The organism is Erwinia sp. HDF1-3R (genome assembly GCF_039621855.1).
Classification (GTDB): Bacteria; Pseudomonadota; Gammaproteobacteria; order Enterobacterales; family Enterobacteriaceae; genus Erwinia.
The window spans coordinates 2397891-2414948 of the sequence record NZ_CP155071.1 but is presented as its reverse complement, the minus strand read 5'-3'; the positions used below and the strand labels follow the sequence as shown (position 1 = coordinate 2414948).

At 54.2% G+C, this 17058-nt stretch carries 14 protein-coding genes and 1 pseudogene; 10 read left to right on the top strand and 5 right to left on the bottom strand.

Features of this window, described 5'->3' with window-relative positions; translation table 11 throughout:
- Positions 1 to 70: 70 nt before the first annotated feature.
- Positions 71 to 1663, bottom strand: a complete 1593-nt coding sequence (locus AAGR22_RS11045; protein WP_345827488.1) for an alkaline phosphatase — start codon at positions 1661 to 1663, stop codon at positions 71 to 73.
- 267 nt (positions 1664 to 1930) lie between these two features.
- On the opposite strand from AAGR22_RS11045, the gene AAGR22_RS11040 reads away from it, so the two are divergent.
- The 5 genes from AAGR22_RS11040 (at position 1931) to AAGR22_RS11020 (ending at position 10844) form a co-directional block, all read left to right on the top strand.
- Positions 1931 to 2833, top strand: coding sequence for an alpha/beta hydrolase (locus AAGR22_RS11040; protein ID WP_345827486.1), 903 nt, complete (start codon positions 1931 to 1933; stop codon positions 2831 to 2833).
- A gap of 9 nt (positions 2834 to 2842) precedes the next feature.
- The gene (locus AAGR22_RS11035; RefSeq protein WP_345827485.1) at positions 2843 to 7501 is read left to right on the top strand and encodes an ATP-dependent helicase; all 4659 of its coding nucleotides are present in this window, start codon (positions 2843 to 2845) and stop codon (positions 7499 to 7501) included.
- A gap of 239 nt (positions 7502 to 7740) precedes the next feature.
- Positions 7741 to 9246, top strand: coding sequence for an MFS transporter (locus AAGR22_RS11030; RefSeq protein WP_345827484.1), 1506 nt, complete (start codon positions 7741 to 7743; stop codon positions 9244 to 9246).
- A gap of 140 nt (positions 9247 to 9386) precedes the next feature.
- Positions 9387 to 10211: a hypothetical protein gene (locus tag AAGR22_RS11025; protein ID WP_345827482.1), complete on the top strand. Its 825-nt coding sequence runs from the start codon at positions 9387 to 9389 to the stop codon at positions 10209 to 10211.
- Positions 10212 to 10271: 60 nt separating this feature from the next.
- Positions 10272 to 10844: a TetR/AcrR family transcriptional regulator gene (locus AAGR22_RS11020; RefSeq protein WP_345827480.1), complete on the top strand. Its 573-nt coding sequence runs from the start codon at positions 10272 to 10274 to the stop codon at positions 10842 to 10844.
- A gap of 161 nt (positions 10845 to 11005) precedes the next feature.
- On the opposite strand, the gene AAGR22_RS11015 is transcribed toward AAGR22_RS11020, so the two are convergent.
- Together AAGR22_RS11015 and AAGR22_RS11010 are read right to left on the bottom strand one after the other, a co-directional pair.
- Positions 11006 to 11401: a hypothetical protein gene (locus AAGR22_RS11015; protein ID WP_067701905.1), complete on the bottom strand. Its 396-nt coding sequence runs from the start codon at positions 11399 to 11401 to the stop codon at positions 11006 to 11008.
- Entirely contained in the window at positions 11379 to 11642 is a 264-nt protein-coding gene (locus tag AAGR22_RS11010) for a polymorphic toxin type 44 domain-containing protein (RefSeq protein ID WP_345827478.1), read from the bottom strand. The genes AAGR22_RS11015 and AAGR22_RS11010 overlap by 23 nt, the downstream gene beginning before the upstream one ends.
- A gap of 487 nt (positions 11643 to 12129) precedes the next feature.
- Here AAGR22_RS11010 and AAGR22_RS11005 point away from each other — a divergent pair, with 487 nt between their 5' ends.
- The gene (locus tag AAGR22_RS11005) at positions 12130 to 13005 is read left to right on the top strand and encodes an OBAP family protein (protein ID WP_345827477.1); all 876 of its coding nucleotides are present in this window, start codon (positions 12130 to 12132) and stop codon (positions 13003 to 13005) included.
- A gap of 58 nt (positions 13006 to 13063) precedes the next feature.
- Here AAGR22_RS11005 and AAGR22_RS11000 read toward each other — a convergent pair whose 3' ends face one another.
- Complete coding sequence (locus AAGR22_RS11000) at positions 13064 to 14089, bottom strand: LLM class flavin-dependent oxidoreductase (protein WP_345827476.1); 1026 nt, start codon at positions 14087 to 14089, stop codon at positions 13064 to 13066.
- A gap of 113 nt (positions 14090 to 14202) precedes the next feature.
- Here AAGR22_RS11000 and AAGR22_RS10995 point away from each other — a divergent pair.
- From AAGR22_RS10995 to AAGR22_RS10980, 4 genes and pseudogenes are all read left to right on the top strand, one after another.
- Positions 14203 to 14512: pseudogene (locus AAGR22_RS10995) on the top strand (recombinase family protein); the annotation flags it as partial.
- A 40-nt stretch (positions 14513 to 14552) separates the two neighbouring features.
- On the top strand, positions 14553 to 15038 hold the full coding sequence (locus tag AAGR22_RS10990; RefSeq protein WP_345827475.1) for an Hcp family type VI secretion system effector: 486 nt from the start codon (positions 14553 to 14555) through the stop codon (positions 15036 to 15038).
- Between the two features lie 2 nt (positions 15039 to 15040).
- On the top strand, positions 15041 to 15457 hold the full coding sequence (locus AAGR22_RS10985) for a polymorphic toxin type 44 domain-containing protein (RefSeq protein WP_345827473.1): 417 nt from the start codon (positions 15041 to 15043) through the stop codon (positions 15455 to 15457).
- On the top strand, positions 15435 to 15860 hold the full coding sequence (locus AAGR22_RS10980; RefSeq protein WP_345827472.1) for a hypothetical protein: 426 nt from the start codon (positions 15435 to 15437) through the stop codon (positions 15858 to 15860). The genes AAGR22_RS10985 and AAGR22_RS10980 overlap by 23 nt, the downstream gene beginning before the upstream one ends.
- Positions 15861 to 16037: 177 nt before the next feature.
- On the opposite strand, the gene AAGR22_RS10975 is transcribed toward AAGR22_RS10980, so the two are convergent.
- The gene (locus tag AAGR22_RS10975) at positions 16038 to 16946 is read right to left on the bottom strand and encodes an SDR family oxidoreductase (protein WP_067701920.1); all 909 of its coding nucleotides are present in this window, start codon (positions 16944 to 16946) and stop codon (positions 16038 to 16040) included.
- Between the last annotated feature and the right edge of the window lie 112 nt (positions 16947 to 17058).

The window sequence follows — 17058 nt, the reverse complement described above, 5'->3', positions numbered from 1 at the left end:
GCCTCTACTAATGGTGATGATATTGATATTGTCGCCCCTGATAATTCTACAGGAGCGACTTTTACACATCTTACGGGATGTTTTTATCCACCACATTGCCTTCCAGCGCGGCTTTCACAACCCGGTAAACGTCCGTATTATCAATAAACTTGCCATCATTCAGTCCAACATATCTTGCATAACCTGCATCCGTACCTCGTACTCTGGCATTAAACGCCTCGGCCCCGACGCCTTTCGCCCATAAAGGAACCAGCGAGTTTGAATGATTTCCCGTAGGACGGAATGAGATACCAGGCATATGGCCTTTGCCCTTATTGATGACGGCCTGAAAGGCCGATTTTTGCGCATCAGGTCCCATAGGCATCCCGTTATCGTGGTCTGTCGTTACAACCAGCAGTGTTTCCTCCCAGCTGCTGTTTTTTTCCACCCAGTCAATGACCGCCGACACAGCATTGTTGAAATCTGCGGTCTCTTCAATCAGACGACCGTACTCCACGCCACTGCAGTTAGGATTGTAAGAATTGCCCCAGTCCCCCTTACCCGTACAGGCATTACTGGTGTGTGCTGCCCAGTCGGTTGCTCCTCCCTCAATCATCACAAAAAAGCCCTTATCGTTCTGGCTGAGATGTTTAATTGCGCCTTCGCTCATGGTTTTCAATGTCGGGACCGTGCGGATAAAGGCATCTCCTGACGGCGTTGCGGTATCTTTGCCGGTAATTGCGCCCTGACGCCCCTGCTGGAGCGTTCCGCTCGGGGCTACATTAGGTGAGCCAAGCAGCGGTCCGGTATAACTCAGGGAACCCTCTGCCAGAGAGGCAAACTCATCTTTAGTCCGCACTATCTTCCACGGTTGATGGGCATTGAAAGGAATAATTTTATTCGTTTGCAAAGCCCGCCACTCATCTTCAGCCAGAAAAGTGTGGGCATCTTTGCCGCAGCCCACTGCTGATTCACCCTCGGCCAGATGCTGACAGTCCGTTCCATTGACGTTAAACCCGGGCAGGCCCGTTCCCATAATTAGATCAATCTTGCCGGAGGTAAGCATTTGATGGGCGATCGCATGATAATCATTACGCGATGCACTCTGTGCAGCAAAGGCCGCAGGTGTCGCATGTGAAAAAGGAACGCTGGTGACAACACCTGTAGATTTGCCCTGCTCTTTAGCAATAAGCGTAACGAATTCTATGGGCTTGCCGTTATTATCATAGTTAATGGCATTATTATAGGTTTTAACCCCGGAGGCGAGAGCGGTACCTGCGGCAGCACTATCCGTGGGGTTGGTGGCTAAATATTTGTACCCTTTAAAGGGCAGGTCCTTATCTTCATCCGGAGTGATTTCCCATGCTTTGAGTGGATCATAATTGACTAAGGAATCCGCGGTAAAAGTCGCCTGCTTCGAGGGATTCAGCGGATAGGTGGTCATCGCATACTTGATCGGAAATCCGGCATAAGGCGTTTTTTCCCGACTGCCATATTGCCAGTATGCAGTTGCATCCCATGTGCCCCATCCTGCACCATCATTAATCATTATGATGACATTTTTGGCTTTCGTCATCGGTATTTCTGCTGCAGTCACAGATGATGTGGCCGCCAGCGCTAACGCTGAGAAGAGTAATGGGGTTAAGGTGCGTTTATAAAGCGAGGAACAGCACTGATAATTCATAAAAGCTCCAGAGGTCTGTATTTCAGGTTAACAATGTCATTAAAAAACAAGGTGTTTCTAAAGGTTTCTATTAGTATTATATTAATTCATGACATATTAATGACATTTAATGCAATATCAGCCATTACATTGCTCATTCCGCTCTTCCAGTGCGAATTCCGCCCCCCGCAACGCCCGCTTGCACGATGTAACATACCGCACCATTTACTTCACATTATGTCCTGATTACTGTAGTGAAATAGCATTCCCTAAGACCAGGAGTGAACTATGAATCGTCGTCATTTTCTCACCGGTGTTGCTGCTACATTCGTCGCCGTCCGGGCGGGCATTTTACAGGCCAGCCCGTCAGGACAAAACAGTGAAATTCCTTTGTGGGACGGTAATCCGCCCGGGGGTGGCGGCCCAGCCGGCAGCGCCGATCTGTCAGGCAAAGGCGCCCTGACCCACGTGAGCCATCCCCTGCTCACCCGCTTCACGCCTGCCGTTCCGAACGGTAAGGCCGTGCTGATTGCGGCCGGCGGCGGATATAAAAGAATCGAAATGGGCCCTGAAGCCTGGCCCGCCGCAAAGTGGCTTACCGCCCGTGGCTATACGGCCTGGGTGCTGACCTACAGGCTGCCTGCCGAAGGCTGGAAAGACGGAAGCGTGGTGGCCTTTCAGGATGCCCAGCGGGCGCTGAGGATTGTCCGGCAGCATGAAAAGCACGTTAGCGTTTTAGGCTTCTCCGCCGGGGGGCATTTGCTTGGGATGGCGGCGACGCGCACTGATTTTGCGTCCTACCCCGCGCGTGATGCGCTGGACAACACGCCTATCCATGCCGATCGTATTGCGCTGATTTACCCGGTTATCACCCTGGAAAAGCCCTATACTCATACCTCAACGCATAAAATTATGGTTGGGCCAGATGCTTCGGCCTCTGCAGAAGCGGCCTGGTCGGTGCAGAATTATGTTACCAGGCAAACCCCGCCGGCCTTTCTGGTTCAGGCCGAGGACGATCCCATTTCAGATCCGCATAATACGCTGATTATGGCGGCGGCCTGCGAGCATGCGCATGTGCCGGTCGAGATGCACCGTTATTCCAGCGGGGGTCACGGTTTCGGCATGGGTAAACCCGGTACGCCGACGGTAGCCTGGCCGGAAAAATATGAAAAATGGCTGCATCAGGGCTAGAGGAGTGTCATGCCTGAGCTGGATACGCAATCTGAAACAGATCCGCTGAATCGGTTTTCCGCTCCCGTTCAGGCCTGGTTTCGTTCCGCCTTCCCTGCCCCGACGCCCGTTCAGCGGGCCGCCTGGCAGGCTATTGCCTTGGGTAGTAGCTGCCTGGTCATCGCCCCTACCGGGTCGGGCAAAACGCTGGCCGCCTTTCTCTATGCCATAGATGCCCTTTTTGCAGAGCGTCAGATAGCCACAGAAGCTGGTAAAAAGGCGGGCAGGACGACCACGCGTATCCTTTATCTCTCCCCGGTTAAAGCCCTGGCTGCCGACGTCGAGCGTAATCTGCGTCTTCCGCTCGAGGGCGTCACCGGGCAGCGCAGTAGAATGGGCGCCCCTGAAATCAGCATTAGCGTAGGATTGCGATCCGGTGATACCTCCACTGCGGAGCGAGGCAAACTGCTGCGGCGTCCTCCGGATATCCTGATCACCACGCCGGAATCCCTTTTTTTAATGCTGACGTCGAAAGCGCGAGAGACGCTGCGCGGCGTCACCACCGTCATCCTTGATGAGGTCCACGCCGTGGCGGGCAGTAAACGGGGGTCACAGCTTGCCCTGAGTCTGGAAAGACTCGACGCGCTGCTCCCGGCGCCCGCTCAGCGGATCGGCCTCTCCGCCACGGTGCGCCCGGTTGGCCCCGTCGCCGCCTTCCTCGGCGGTTCGCAGCAGACCACCATCGTGAATCCCGCCTCTGACCGCCAGCTGAATATGAAAATTATCGTGCCGGTGGAAGATATGACGGATATCTCCAGCCGTCCGACGCGCCCGGACAGCGCGCAGGAGAGCGGTGCGGCGGGTTCGATATGGCCCCATGTGGAAGCCAGCATTCTCGACCGGGTGCTGGCATGCCGCGCGACGCTGGTTTTTACCAACTCCCGGGGGCTGGCTGAAAAACTCACCGCCCGCCTTAATGAGCGCTACGCCATGCGGCTCAGCCAGGCACCTGAAGCCTCAACGCAGGCCTTTCAGTATGGCTCGCGCAGCGGCGGCGCCACACAGAGCGAAGAGGAAACCGCGCCGGTCATCGCCCGTTCGCACCACGGTTCAGTTTCAAAAGAGCAGCGCAGGGTGATTGAATCGGCCCTGAAAGCGGGAGAACTCCGCTGCGTGGTAGCCACCTCCAGCCTGGAACTGGGCATTGACATGGGGCTGGTTGACCTGGTGATTCAGGTAGGGTCACCGCCCTCCGTCGCCAGCGCACTCCAGCGCGTGGGTCGGGCTGGCCACCAGGTGGGCGGCATCTCATCCGGGGTGATTTTCCCGCGTACCCGGCGCGATCTGGTGGATGCGACGGTAACAGTTAACTGCATGCTTTCCGGTCAGCTGGAGGCAATCGCGCCACCGCGTAATCCGCTGGATATTCTGGCCCAGCAGACTATTGCTGCCGTGGCCATGGATCCCCTGCACGTTGATGACTGGTACAGCACCGTACGCCGTGCGGATCCCTTTAAGACGCTGCCGCGCGGCGCATTTGATGCCACGCTGGATATGCTGTCCGGGAAATACCCTTCTGATGCGTTCGCCCAGTTTCGCCCGCGGATTGTCTGGGACCGCGACAGCGGTATGCTGACTCCCCGGCCGGGTGCGCAGCATCTGGCCGTCACCAGCGGTGGCACCATCCCGGATCGCGGCATGTTTAGCGTAGTCTTACCCGAAGGTGAGGAGCAGGCGGGTTCACGCCGCGTCGGTGAGCTGGATGAGGAGATGGTGTATGAATCCCGTCTTAATGACATCATCACGCTGGGGGCAAGCTCCTGGCGCATCCAGCAGATCACTCACGATCAGGTGGTAGTGGTCCCCGCCCCGGGCCGTTCTGCCCGCTTGCCCTTCTGGCGTGGTGAAGGCCCGGGGCGATCCGCCGAGCTGGGTGAATCGACCGGGGCTTTCCTGCGGTATATTGAAGAACAGATGGCCGCTAAGCATGGTCTGCGCGCGGTCGAAAAGGTGCTGTCCCGTAGCGGGCTGGATCGCTATGCGGTGCAAAATATTCTTGCGCTGGTCGATGAACAGCATCAGGCCACCGGGGTGATTCCCACTGACCGGACGCTACTGATTGAACGCTGCCGCGATGAGAGCGGCGACTGGCGGGTAATTCTCCACTCCCCCTGGGGAAAGCGGGTTAACAGTCCGTGGGGGCTGGCCGTGGCCGAGCGCATCCGCACGGATCTGAGACTGGAAGGCTCGGTGGTCGCCAGCGATGATGGCATCATTGCCCGCTTTCCTGATACGGCCGGCCGGGTTCCAGGCGCTGAGCTTTTCCTGTTTGAACCGGAGCAGCTTCAGCGCACCGTTGCCGATGCAGTCGGCAGCTCCGCTCTGTTTGCCGCCCGTTTTCGCGAGTGCGCCTCCCGCGCGCTGCTGCTGCCACGGCGCAACCCCGGCAAACGTTCGCCGCTCTGGCAGCAGCGTCTTCGCGCGGGTCAGCTGCTCGAGGTGGCGCGTGAATATGCTGATTTTCCGGTACTGATTGAGACCGCGCGTGAATGTCTGCAGGATGTCTACGACCTTCCGGCGCTGCACGGGGTGATGGGGAGGATCCAGCAGAACGAGATCCAGTTTGCCGAAGTGACCACGGAGGTGCCCTCGCCCTTTGCTGCGCCACTGCTGTTCGGCTACGTCGCCGAATTTATGTACGCCACCGATGCCCCCTCGGCAGAGCGGCGCGCCTCCCTCCTTGCCCTCGATAGCGGCCTGCTCGGTGAACTGCTGGGACAGGTGGATATGGCCGGGCTGCTTGATGCCGGTGTTGTCTCTGTCATTGAACAGCAGCTACAGCGACTGACGCCAGAGTACCGGGTCGCCAGCAGTGAAGGCCTGGCGGATCTGCTGCGCGAGCTGGGTCCGCTCTCGTCCGGGGAGATGAATCGGCGCTTTGAGGCAGAAGATCAGACGGCAGCGGAGTGCCTGCGGGTACTGGCAGATGCCCGGCGTATCATTCAGGTCACGATAGCCGGTAAGCCGTGCTGGGCATCCGTTGAGGATGCTGCCCGACTGCGTGATGCACTGGGCACCCTGCTGCCTGCGTCTGTCCCTGCGGCCTTTCTGGAACCGGTTTCGCATCCGCTGCGGGACCTGATTGGCCGCTACGCGCGCACCCATACGCTGTTCAGCAGCCAGGACGTTGCCTCAGGGTTCGGCCTGGGCGTCGCGGTAGCGGAGGCAGAGCTGGAACGCCTGCGGGAACAGGGAAAGGTGCTAAAGGGTAACTTTAACCTGTCGGAAGATGCATCCACCGCTGAACAGTGGGTGGCTCAGGAGGTGTTTCGACGAATGCGTGTGCGCTCCCTGCAGGCTGCCCGCGAGGCAACGCGCCCGGTTTCGCAGGAGGCCTGGGTCACGTCGCTGCTAATGCGGCAGGGGCTGATCGGCGAGGGGATCCCACACCAGGATGGCGTCGCGGAGGGCGTCTATACCGGGACCAACGGCGTTGCGCGCGTCATTGAGCAGCTGGCAGGCGTTGCACTTCCTGCTTCTCAGTGGGAGACGCAGATTTTACCCGCGCGCGTGCGGGACTATCAGCCTTCCATGCTGGATGAGCTGCTGGCCACCGGCGAGGTGGTCTGGACCGGAGAACAGGCTGTGGCCGCTCATGATGGTCTGGTTTCCCTGCATATCAGCGAATTTGCAGCCGAAACGCTACCCCTGTCCGTGGAAGCGGCAGAAGGAACCGGGATTCAGACGCCGCTTCAGCAGGCCATTATGAAGATACTGGCTAACGGCGGGGCGTATTTTATGCGTCAGATCCTGGTGCAGCTGGAAGAGAGCGACCCGGAAGAGGTTGCCGGGGCGATGTGGCAGCTGGTGTGGTCTGGCTACATTACCACCGATACCTGGGCTGCGCTGCGTGCGCTAACGAGCCCCTTGCCGACCCAGCGTGGACGCGCCCATCGGGTGCTACGCAGCCGTCGTGGACATACCCATCTGGCGGCAAAAGCGCCCTCACCGCGCGCAGGGCCGGGTATTAACAGTCTGACCGGACGCTGGTCTGCGGTGATTCGTGACACCGTAACGCCAACGCGGCGCGTACTGGCGTGGGTTGAGAACATGCAGGATCGATATGGCGTTATCGCCCGGGGCGCGGCGATATCCGAGCAGGTGCCGGGCGGTTTCCCTGCCCTACAACCGGTTCTGCGCGGCATTGAAGATGCCGGACGCATGCTGCGGGGTCGCTTTGTTCAGGGGCTGGGCGGCGCCCAGTTTGCCGATAATGCGACGATCGAAAAACTCCGCGCCGTGGCGGACAGGCGACCGGACCGGCTTCTCGCCGTGGCGTTATCGGCCATCGATCCCGCTAATCCTTTTGGGGCTACGCTCCCATGGCCAACATCGCTACAGGGGGTCCGCCCCACGCGCCGCAGTGGTTCGCTGATCGTTATCTGCCATGGACGGCTTCTGCTCTGTCTGGTTCAGGGCGGAAAAGAGCTACTGACCTTTACCCCCGAAAAGGACAGCGATGAGCGCGCGGCCATTGCTGCGCTGGCCGTGGCGCTTAAGCGCGACAGGCAGCTCAGATTTACCCTGGAACGGGTGGATGGCAAACCGGTCGGCGGCTCCCCGCTGGTTCCGGCGCTGCGAGCGGTGGGCTTCTCTCGCGTACCAAAGGGTTACAGCTGGTTCCCTTAAATCACGCCTTCCTGCCGCCTGACAGACGCGCCTTACCCCTGTTGCAAACTCAATCCAACCTAAACAACCGGTTCATCCACCTTGCCTTTGAGCAATCGCTCAAGTAACTTTCCGGCTTGAGCGGTTGCTCAAACGTTATTTCGCCGCCCTTCTGCGCGGTGCAAGAAGCGATCGAACCTGGAAACCCGCCTGCATTACCCTGATCCGGGACCAGGATACTTTCAATCTGAGGCAAAATCATGTACGTCAAAAATCGCTGGTTGATACTGGCGATCATCACCAGCACCCTTTTCCTTATTGTCATTGATATGTCTGTTCTTTATACCGCACTGCCGCGGCTTACCCAGGCACTGGACGCCACGGCTTCGCAAAAACTGTGGATTGTGAATGCCTATCCGCTGGTCGTGGCCTGCCTGCTGCCGGGCGCAGGAATGCTCAGCGATCGCATTGGCCATAAAACACTCTTTATGAGCGGCCTGCCCGTCTTTGCCACTGCATCACTCTGTGCGGCTTATTCACCCAGCGCAGAGATCCTGATTGCCTCCCGCGTATTTCTGGCGGTGGGCGCAGCAATGATGATGCCTGCGACACTCTCCATCGTACGCCATGTTTTTACCAATCCGCGCGAACGGGCGCTTGCCATCGGCATCTGGTCCGCTGTGGCTTCAGGCGCCGCCGCCCTTGGCCCGGTAATCGGAGGCGTATTGCTGGCGCATTTCTGGTGGGGATCGGTGTTTCTGATTAACGTACCGGTGGTGCTGGTGGCCATCGTATTCGCCGCGCTCTATATCCCCCGCATCGAGGGTGATGTAAAACGCCCCTGTGATGTGATCGGATCGCTGATGATCATGATCGGGCTGGTCGGCGTCATTTATGCGCTGAAAGAGCTGAGCAAAATGGATGCCTCGATGGCGGCCGTGGCGGTAAGCGGGCTGACCGGTATCCTGTTTATGGGGCTGTTTGTCAGACGCCAGAGGCGGTCAGCCCATCCTATGATCGACTTCTCCCTGTTCAAAAATGCGGGATTCAGCGCCGGGGTCGCCGTCGCCATTATCTCGATGATCGTGCTGATCGGTATCGAGCTGGTACTCACCCAGCGGCTACAGCTGGTTCAGGATCTGTCACCGCTGAGGGCCGCGCTGACCATTCTCCCTATTCCGATCGCTTCTGCGCTCTCCTCCACGCTGGCTGGCATGCTGCTACCGCGCCTCGGTGAACGGCGGATCATTATGGGTGGCCTGTGTCTGACCGCGCTGGGGATTATTTGCCTTGCGCTAAGTTTTGAAAACGGCCTGTTATATCAGATGATTGCACTGTTTATCCTCGGATTTGGCCTTGGCGGCCCGGTGACTGCGGCCTCAACGGCGATCATGCTCAATACGCCGGAGGAAAAAGCCGGAATGGTCGCCGCCATAGAGGATGTCTCGTGGGAACTGGGTGGCGTACTGGGGGTCACCCTGCTGGGCGGCCTGATGACGGCGGCCTACAGCACTATCCTTGTCCTGCCGGAAGGGTTAGTTAACGGCGTGAAGGCCTATGACAGCCTGGATGAAGCGCTGCTGATCGCCAGGGAAATGAGTCAGCCCTACGCCACTATACTAACCGAGCTGGCAAGAGAAGCTTTCGATCGCGCATTCAGACTGGTGCTGGTCGGCGCGACAGTTCTGGTTGCCTGTAGTCTGGTTGCGTTGAGATACATGTTAAGACAGCCTCAAATCCGGCAGCAGGTCGGGGCGAAAAGCTAAAACCAGTGATTCACTGCTGTTCAGCCGATCAAGATGTTGCAAAAGATATTGAATTAATAATGGAAATCCCGGAAAATGCCCCGGCGAGATGAAATATCAATATTTATAATGGAAATTTTTGTTATATCCAGGGAGGTATTATGAACAATAATCAAGTAGGTTTAAAATCTGGTCATCGGTTATATAATAATGATTCAAATAACATAAATCACAAAAGTAACATCAATAACATCAATAACATCAACAATAACTTATTGAAGATAGAAAGTGAGTTAAACGGCACAAATGAACCAGACAATAAAAGAAAACTTGAGCTGAACGATTTGATATTCGGTTTTATTAACCAAATAGAGGGTAGTCTGGAAGCAGATTATGGGTTGACAAATAGGATAAAGAAAGATTTGCAGGCATTGAAGATAAAATTCGGCATGGCTGCAATGAAATGCGGAGACACTAATTGGGAGAGCTTTAATTTATCAGGAGAGGTTCATGGTAATAATGAGTTGTTTATAAATCAAAATTCTTTTGCGCTGTCCCTTGACGAATTACAAACACAAGGGATAACAGAAGAGATAAGAACGTTTGCATGGAACTGTTGTCGATATAATTTTGCACATACCCTTATTTATACCGAGATGCCTGCCCCTGCGGATAAAGTTCAGGAAGAATTTTCAACTTTTTTTGAACAGTACAAAAAACAGGGTATTTCGGAAAATATTACAGTAGCCGCAGCAAATGCCAAAATTGCAGAAAAATTGTGCAAAAAAAGTTTTGACACAGAAGATGAAGCGCTAACATCTCCATTATTTATTGCCAGTAGAAAACTTAATAAATTTTATGATGATTTTATAAAGTGCGAAAAACCTGAAACGGACGCTAACCTCAGATTAGAGGGGGAAATTTTGTCTAAACATATGTCAGTGTTCATCCCTACGGAAGTTAAAGAAAGATTAAAAATAGGCTAAAACACGTAACTACTACCATAATTTTCAATATCCAAACTGACTCCTTATACAGGAAGAAAGATGAAAGAGATGGCTGACACGCTCAGAGGCAAAATCCTTGATGGGGCAATCGAACTGTTCATTGTCAGGGGCGTTGAGAAAGTAACAACGCGCGAGTTGACGGAACATCTGGGTATCTCGCGCAGTCATATCTATCACTACTTCCGCGACTGGCAGGCGCTCTGTATTGAGGCGCTGACGCATTTTATGCTGTCCGAGCTGGAGGAGGTCAAAGCCCGCATTGCGCACCTGCCGCCGGGAGAGAAGCTCAAAGCGCTGGTGGATAACTATCTTCCCGAGGGACAGGATGCAGTCTGGCAGCTCTATGTTTCCCTGTGGCAGCTGGCGGCGCATAACGCGGCATGGGCCGCGTTGGCCGACCGGCTGATGCATCAGTGGAAGCAGTTTCTGACCGAAATTATCATCACCGGCGAAGCGAGCGGCGCGTTCAGGGTGACTGACAGCCAGCGCATCACGCGCCAGCTGGCGGCACTGCTTAACGGCTACTCCGATAAGCTGGTGGTGGCACCTTCTGCCGCTGCACGTCAGCAGGCAATAGATGATATTGACGCCTTTATTGCGATGGTACTGTGACAGCGATATTCAGTTAATAGGGGTCTGAAGCCCAACCGTACGAAAACGTACAATTCTTTGTGTCTATTATATTGCGATATATCAGACAGTACTTCATTAACGTATGTTTTCGTTCCATTGGCTTCAGACCCCAAAATCCAGCTTTCATGCTGGATTTACTCTTAGAATGGTGATGCATTCAGATATATCGTAGTTAAGTAAGTCGCCCCGTTATTGAAGCTGTATACATCCCCTTTAACGGTTAGGTGAATAGCCAGGTCACTTATATCAATCTTCGCACTTCCGTCAGACGTTGATAAAAAGGCCCAGTATTTATCGCCTAAACCTTTTAGGAAATTGTTTCTGGTGACTGCTGAAGGGACCAAATAATATTGGTACACAAAACCTGTCGTAGCACCGGCGCTTCCCTCTGTGACGTATAGCGTGATCTGTGAGTTAACTTTCTCAACTTTGTAAATGGTCTGGTCTATAGGGGAATTAAGTACTTTCCACGCACTGTATAAAGCAACGATGGCAAAAATCACCACGGCCCACTTAAAAACCCGAACGTTTCGCATAATCTATCCCTGCCCTTATCCATGTCTGATCTTCTGGATCATCACCATAAGAGTTAGGGCCCTGATAATCAGCAAACTCAGGGCGGCTTGTACCTGCAAGAGTTTGCGCAGCACCTGCACCACGAAGCAGAATCTGATCAGGGATACCCGCTGCTGCCCCAACAGCGCCGTAGTTGAAGTTTCCAAAGGCTGCGTACTTCCTATCATCGTCTTTAAGCCATAGGTAAGCTGGGATAGCCATTTTTTCTTTATCCTTATGTTGTTATAAAGTCCACAACGAAAGTATAGGTAATCAGGAGTGGCGAGTAAACAATGATGAGGGATGGTTTGGGCGATAGTATACCTAATGCTCCCGATGTGGGTATAACCACAACCAGGAGCGTAGCGACCAGCGTCAGACCGTTGGTTTTTTTATTCTGATTTTGTGGGAGAATGTGCCAGACCATCAATCACACATCTCCGCAGCCACTGCCTTGAAACTCACTTTATCAGGTGCGTGATGCGTTCACGTGAGACGGGGCAGAGCCAGCATCTTTTCCGTGCTGGTTGGATACCACATGTGCCTGTTTATCGGGGTTTGAGGCCCAACCGTACGAAAACGTACGGTTGGGCCTCAAACCCCTAATATGACCGGACGCGCATAAATCCCCTACTGCGGGTGCACAATTCCTCACCGCCGTTACACTTACAGCAAATTTAGCGGCGGTACGCCTGTAAGAGGAATTACGATGCCCGATCTTAATAACATTATCCCCCTTTCCGCACCAACACGCGTAACAATTGCTCCCCCCCTCAGAAAACCTGCCACGTTATCCTGCGCTGCCCTGTTCAGTTCGCTGCTGATACTGACCGGCTGCGGCGGGGGCAATACGCCGCCTAAGGTTCACGCGCCAGGAAACCCAGAATCCACTAAGCTGGAGGTGCTGGATAAAGGCGCAGCGTTGATGCAGTCCCGCCCGCCCGTTGACGCGATCAATGCTTACCTTGACGGCTTTCATTTTTATAACGGCGACAAAAATGGTCAGATGGAAGCGCATCATTACGTCACCGTGCTCAATGACGATGTAATGCAGGCGGTTATCTACGACGGGAATACGCGTGATGCCCATTTGATGGGCGTGGAATACATTATCAGCGAAAAACTCTTTGCGGGCCTGCCGCCCGAGGAGAAAAAGCTGTGGCACAGTCATCGCTACGAGGTCAAATCCGGCAGTCTGATTGCACCCGGCCTGCCCGAGGCGGCTGAAAATTCACTGATGAAAAAGCTGGTAAATACCTACGGCAAAACCTGGCACACCTGGCATACCGATCGGGACAAAACGCTGCCGCTTGGCATTCCGTCCCTGATGATGGGCTTTACCGCCGACGGGCAGCTGGATCCTAAACTGCTTGCCGACAGGGATCGTCGCTTCGATACGGATACCCGGAAGATCCGCCAGCAGCGCAGTGATATTCAGGCTCATCCCATCGTCACTGGAGCCGATGCATGGGAAAAAGGGCAAACGATCCAGTTACAAAGGGTGTCCGGAGCCGGTGAGCATGCTCAGGGCACCACTGGCTTCTCCACCTCGGAACAGACCGAACACGGCAAGGTGGGAAACTGACCGGCGCCCTGCTCCTTGCGAAGCTGGCTGGGTGAGAAACAGATGGCGCCCTGCTCTTTTACTCGCGCCAGCCCAGCGCGGGTGCGACGTGCGTCAGAATGGCTTCCATCACGTGAGCACAGTAGTCAACGCCGAGCTGATTAGGGATAGTCAACAGCAGAGTATCCGACTCGGCAATCGCTTCATCCTTTGCCAGCTGGGCGATCAGTGCTTCCGGCTCGGCTGCATAGCTACGGCCAAAAATAGCCCGCGTATTCTCATCCAGATAGCCTATCTGATCGCCGCCCTCCCGGCTGGATCCAAAATAGGCGCGATCGGTGCTGTTTATCAGCGCAAAAATACTGCGGCTGACCGACACCCGCGGCTCGCGTTGATGACCCGCCTCTTTCCACGCTGCCCGGTAAGCGCGGATCTGCCTGGCCTGCTGAATATGGAACGGCTCACCGGTTTCATCGTCTTTCAGCGTGGAGCTTTGCAGATTCATCCCCAGCTTTGCGGCCCATACGGCGGTAGCATCGGAGCCGGATCCCCACCAGATACGTTCGCGCAGCCCGTCGGACCAGGGTTCCGGGCGCAGTAATCCGGGCGGATTAGGAAACATCGGCTGCGGATTGGGTTTGGCAAAGCCCTCTCCACGCAGCACCTCCAGCAGCTCCTCGGTGTGCCTGCGGCCCATCTGCGCGTCGTTTTCACCCTGCTGCGGCTCAAAACCGAAATAACGCCAGCCGTCGACAACCTGTTCCGGCGAACCGCGGCTCAGCCCCAGCTGCAACCGGCCTCCGCTGATCAGGTCAGCCACGCCCGCATCTTCCGCCATATAGAGCGGGTTTTCGTAGCGCATATCAATAACGCCGGTGCCAATCTCGATACGCTTCGTCCTGGCCGCCACCGCCGCAAGTAGCGGGAATGGCGCGCTAAGCTGGCGGGCAAAGTGATGCACGCGGAAATAAGCCCCGTCCGCGCCCAGCTCTTCGGCGGCCACGGCAAGGTCGATGGACTGGAGCAGCGCATCCGCTGCTGAACGCGTTGCCGACTGCGCCGAGGGCGTCCAGTGGCCGAATGACAAAAAGCCTATCTTTTTCATGGTCGGGCTACCTTTATCTCAGGTCAGATTCAGTACAGACTAGCATACATGCTGCATTCTCAGGCTGACAGCCCGCTTCGATAAGGGCGCACATAACGATCCATTTTAACCCTATGTGGGTGAAATCATTTCAGGCTATATTACAATTTACCCGTCCCGGAGATACCAGGTTATCTGGCGAGTGAATCGTCTGATTCGTTCGCAAAATGACCTGATTGAAATGGTCAAGTTGCTGGAGTCGAATAATATCGGCTTAAAAGCCTTCGGGGATCCATTGATATCACCTCCAGATCCGGTATGCTGACATTTCATCTTTTTGGGGCACTGGCTGAATTTGAGCGTAATTTGACACGGGAAAGAACCCAGGCCGGACTTCAGGCTGCGCGGGCCAGAGTGAAAAACGGCGGAAGACCAAAAGCGCTTATGGAATAAATTACACTTTTATTAAAAGGAAATTAATAGAATGGCAATACCAGCATATATGTGGTTGAAAGATGACGGCGGAGCTGATATCAGAGGTTCCGTTGACGTGAAGGACAGAGAAGGTAGCATCGAAATAAACGGATTTTCGCATAATCTCAGTTTACCAACAGATGCTATGACAGGGAAAGTGACCGGAACCAGAAAACATTCTTCAGTAATCCTTCAAAAAGAATTTGATTCATCTTCCCCTTATTTGTACAAAGCCGTTGCAACCGGTCAGACACTCATGTCAGCTGAAATTAGATGGTATAATATCAATGATGCCGGCCAGGAGGTTGAATATTTTAACATGCTGTTGGAAGGTGTTAAAATTGTTGGAATGTCACCCATAATGCACGACACCAAAGATCCAGCAAAAGAAAAACATAATCACCTGGAGTGTGTCGAGTTGCGTTATGAGAGAATTACCTGGAAACATTGTGATGGCAACTTGTTGTTCTCAGATTGCTGGAATGAGAGAGCGTAACTATGCGCTATCCAACCTTAGCAGTAACATCTCATCCACCTTATGATGTCTCGTCTTTCGCACCACCAGGTGTGTCTGTACTCAACAACATGATGATTGCCAGATTCCACAAAGGGCCATCTGCTTTGACCTATGCCTGGTTTTACTCTCAGGTGCGTAATAACGGTCCATGGGATTATAAAAAACGGTCTGGAAAACACTACGCTAATTTCGGAAACTTCAATTACGGAGCTGTAGGAACGGCTGCTGGGATCGGAAAAGAAGTATTATTCAGAGCTGCGGGATGGGCGCAAGGCAGGGCTGGGACGAGTGAGAAGGAATATGGCATTTGGTATGGCGATAGCCCTTTTGGTGATGATCCTGATGACCAGGGGTGGATTAGAGCGGGGATAGATTATGCGATACGCTCAGGTTTTTAAAAAAAGCTATTTTCTGATTGCTTTAATCGCACTGATCGTGACTGGAACATATCAGATAATAAAATTTTCACCACTTGAACAGTCCATAATAAAGAAGGTAAGGGTTAATAATTTAGCTAATCTTTATATCACGGAAGCGAGCGCTGGAGCCACTACCAATTTCTCTTATCGGTATTATGTTTTTGATGCGAGTAAAAGTGATGCGGATTTTCAGGAAAGCGTAAAAGGAGATAATAAGAAGCCTTTTCTTATAACTGACGATAAAAACGCTTCAGTTGAAGTAAAAGAAAACTGTATTTATCTTAAAATACGAGGGCGGATATACTCATACATTAGTCCCGCGTCATACCGAAACAAAACAGGTATTTTCTCTGTTCCGATCTGTATGGAATCCTCTCCCTGATAAACTCCGGGGCATGGTTGCTGACATGAATACCCTGCCTCACCCCGCCTGGCAGCACGCGACCGGTTGACTTAAGCAGGCCAGGGTTTCGCACCCTGCATAAAGGCCAGAGAGAACGCATTCTCTCTGGCCTTTTTTTACTGCATCAGGAGGCCGCTAAGACGGCGTCCTGGTCTGTTACAGCGTACCGGTACCGCCGTCAGAACACCAAACCTGACCAGAGGTGTAGGTGCTCTCCTGGGAGGCGAGCGTGACGTACAGCGGCGCGATTTCAGCCGGCTGGCCTGGGCGGCCCAGCGGCGCGGTGGCACCAAACTGCTCAACTTTCTCCTGCGGCTGTCCGCCACAGCACTGTAGCGCGGTCCAGTAGGGTCCGGGGGCGACCGCGTTAACGCGAATTCCCTGTGGCCCCAGCTGTTTTGCCAGTGATTTGGTAAAGGCAACGATGGCGGCTTTCGTCTGCGAGTAATCCAGCAGAATATCGCTTGGCTGGTAAGCCTGTACCGAGGTGGTATTAACGATAGTTGCGCCGCGTGGCAGATGATCCAGCGCAGCTTTTGTTATCCAGAACATGGCATAAACGTTGGTTTTAAACGTGGCGTCAAAGTCCTCAGTCGAGAGGTCTTTAATGGATTCATGGTACTGCTGACGGCCAGCGTTGTTGACCAGAATATCCAGTCCACCCAGCTGTTCAGCGGCTTGCTTTACCAGATTCTGACAAAAGCTTTCTTCACGAATGTCGCCAGGGATAGCAACCGCTTTGCGGCCTGCTTCCTTAATTAACTTGATCACTTCCTGCGCATCTTCCTCTTCTTCAGGCAGGTAGTTGATCACTACGTCGGCGCCTTCGCGAGCATAAGCAATGGCGACGGCGCGGCCAATACCAGAATCACCCCCGGTAATGAGCGCTTTGCGACCGGCCAGGCGTCCACTACCTTTGTAGGAGGTTTCGCCGTGATCGGGACGGGGATTCATTTTGCTCGCCAGACCAGGAAACGGCTGCTTCTGTCGCTCGAAAGGCGGGACTGGATAAGCATCGCTGTTGGTTTGGTTCAGTGATGCCGGGAGGCCATTCTTGCTCGTCATAGTTTGCTCCTGTTAATTTCGGGCGGTGTTGCCACTAAGCATAGAACAGGATTTCACGATCGCCAGGTATTGTTCCCGGTAACCTTTTTTTCTGAGCCACGTGAACTTCGGC

Bases quoted from the DNA above. Each gene is read 5' to 3' on its own strand.
- AAGR22_RS11045 (WP_345827488.1), bottom strand. From the start codon at position 1,663: ATGAATTATCAGTGCTGTTCCTCGCTTTATAAACGCACCTTAACCCCA.
- AAGR22_RS11040 (WP_345827486.1), top strand. From the start codon at position 1,931: ATGAATCGTCGTCATTTTCTCACCGGTGTTGCTGCTACATTCGTCGCC.
- AAGR22_RS11035 (WP_345827485.1), top strand. From the start codon at position 2,843: ATGCCTGAGCTGGATACGCAATCTGAAACAGATCCGCTGAATCGGTTT.
- AAGR22_RS11030 (WP_345827484.1), top strand. From the start codon at position 7,741: ATGTACGTCAAAAATCGCTGGTTGATACTGGCGATCATCACCAGCACC.
- AAGR22_RS11025 (WP_345827482.1), top strand. From the start codon at position 9,387: ATGAACAATAATCAAGTAGGTTTAAAATCTGGTCATCGGTTATATAAT.
- AAGR22_RS11020 (WP_345827480.1), top strand. From the start codon at position 10,272: ATGAAAGAGATGGCTGACACGCTCAGAGGCAAAATCCTTGATGGGGCA.
- AAGR22_RS11015 (WP_067701905.1), bottom strand. From the start codon at position 11,401: ATGCGAAACGTTCGGGTTTTTAAGTGGGCCGTGGTGATTTTTGCCATC.
- AAGR22_RS11010 (WP_345827478.1), bottom strand. From the start codon at position 11,642: ATGGCTATCCCAGCTTACCTATGGCTTAAAGACGATGATAGGAAGTAC.
- AAGR22_RS11005 (WP_345827477.1), top strand. From the start codon at position 12,130: ATGCCCGATCTTAATAACATTATCCCCCTTTCCGCACCAACACGCGTA.
- AAGR22_RS11000 (WP_345827476.1), bottom strand. From the start codon at position 14,089: ATGAAAAAGATAGGCTTTTTGTCATTCGGCCACTGGACGCCCTCGGCG.
- AAGR22_RS10990 (WP_345827475.1), top strand. From the start codon at position 14,553: ATGGCAATACCAGCATATATGTGGTTGAAAGATGACGGCGGAGCTGAT.
- AAGR22_RS10985 (WP_345827473.1), top strand. From the start codon at position 15,041: ATGCGCTATCCAACCTTAGCAGTAACATCTCATCCACCTTATGATGTC.
- AAGR22_RS10980 (WP_345827472.1), top strand. From the start codon at position 15,435: ATGCGATACGCTCAGGTTTTTAAAAAAAGCTATTTTCTGATTGCTTTA.
- AAGR22_RS10975 (WP_067701920.1), bottom strand. From the start codon at position 16,946: ATGACGAGCAAGAATGGCCTCCCGGCATCACTGAACCAAACCAACAGC.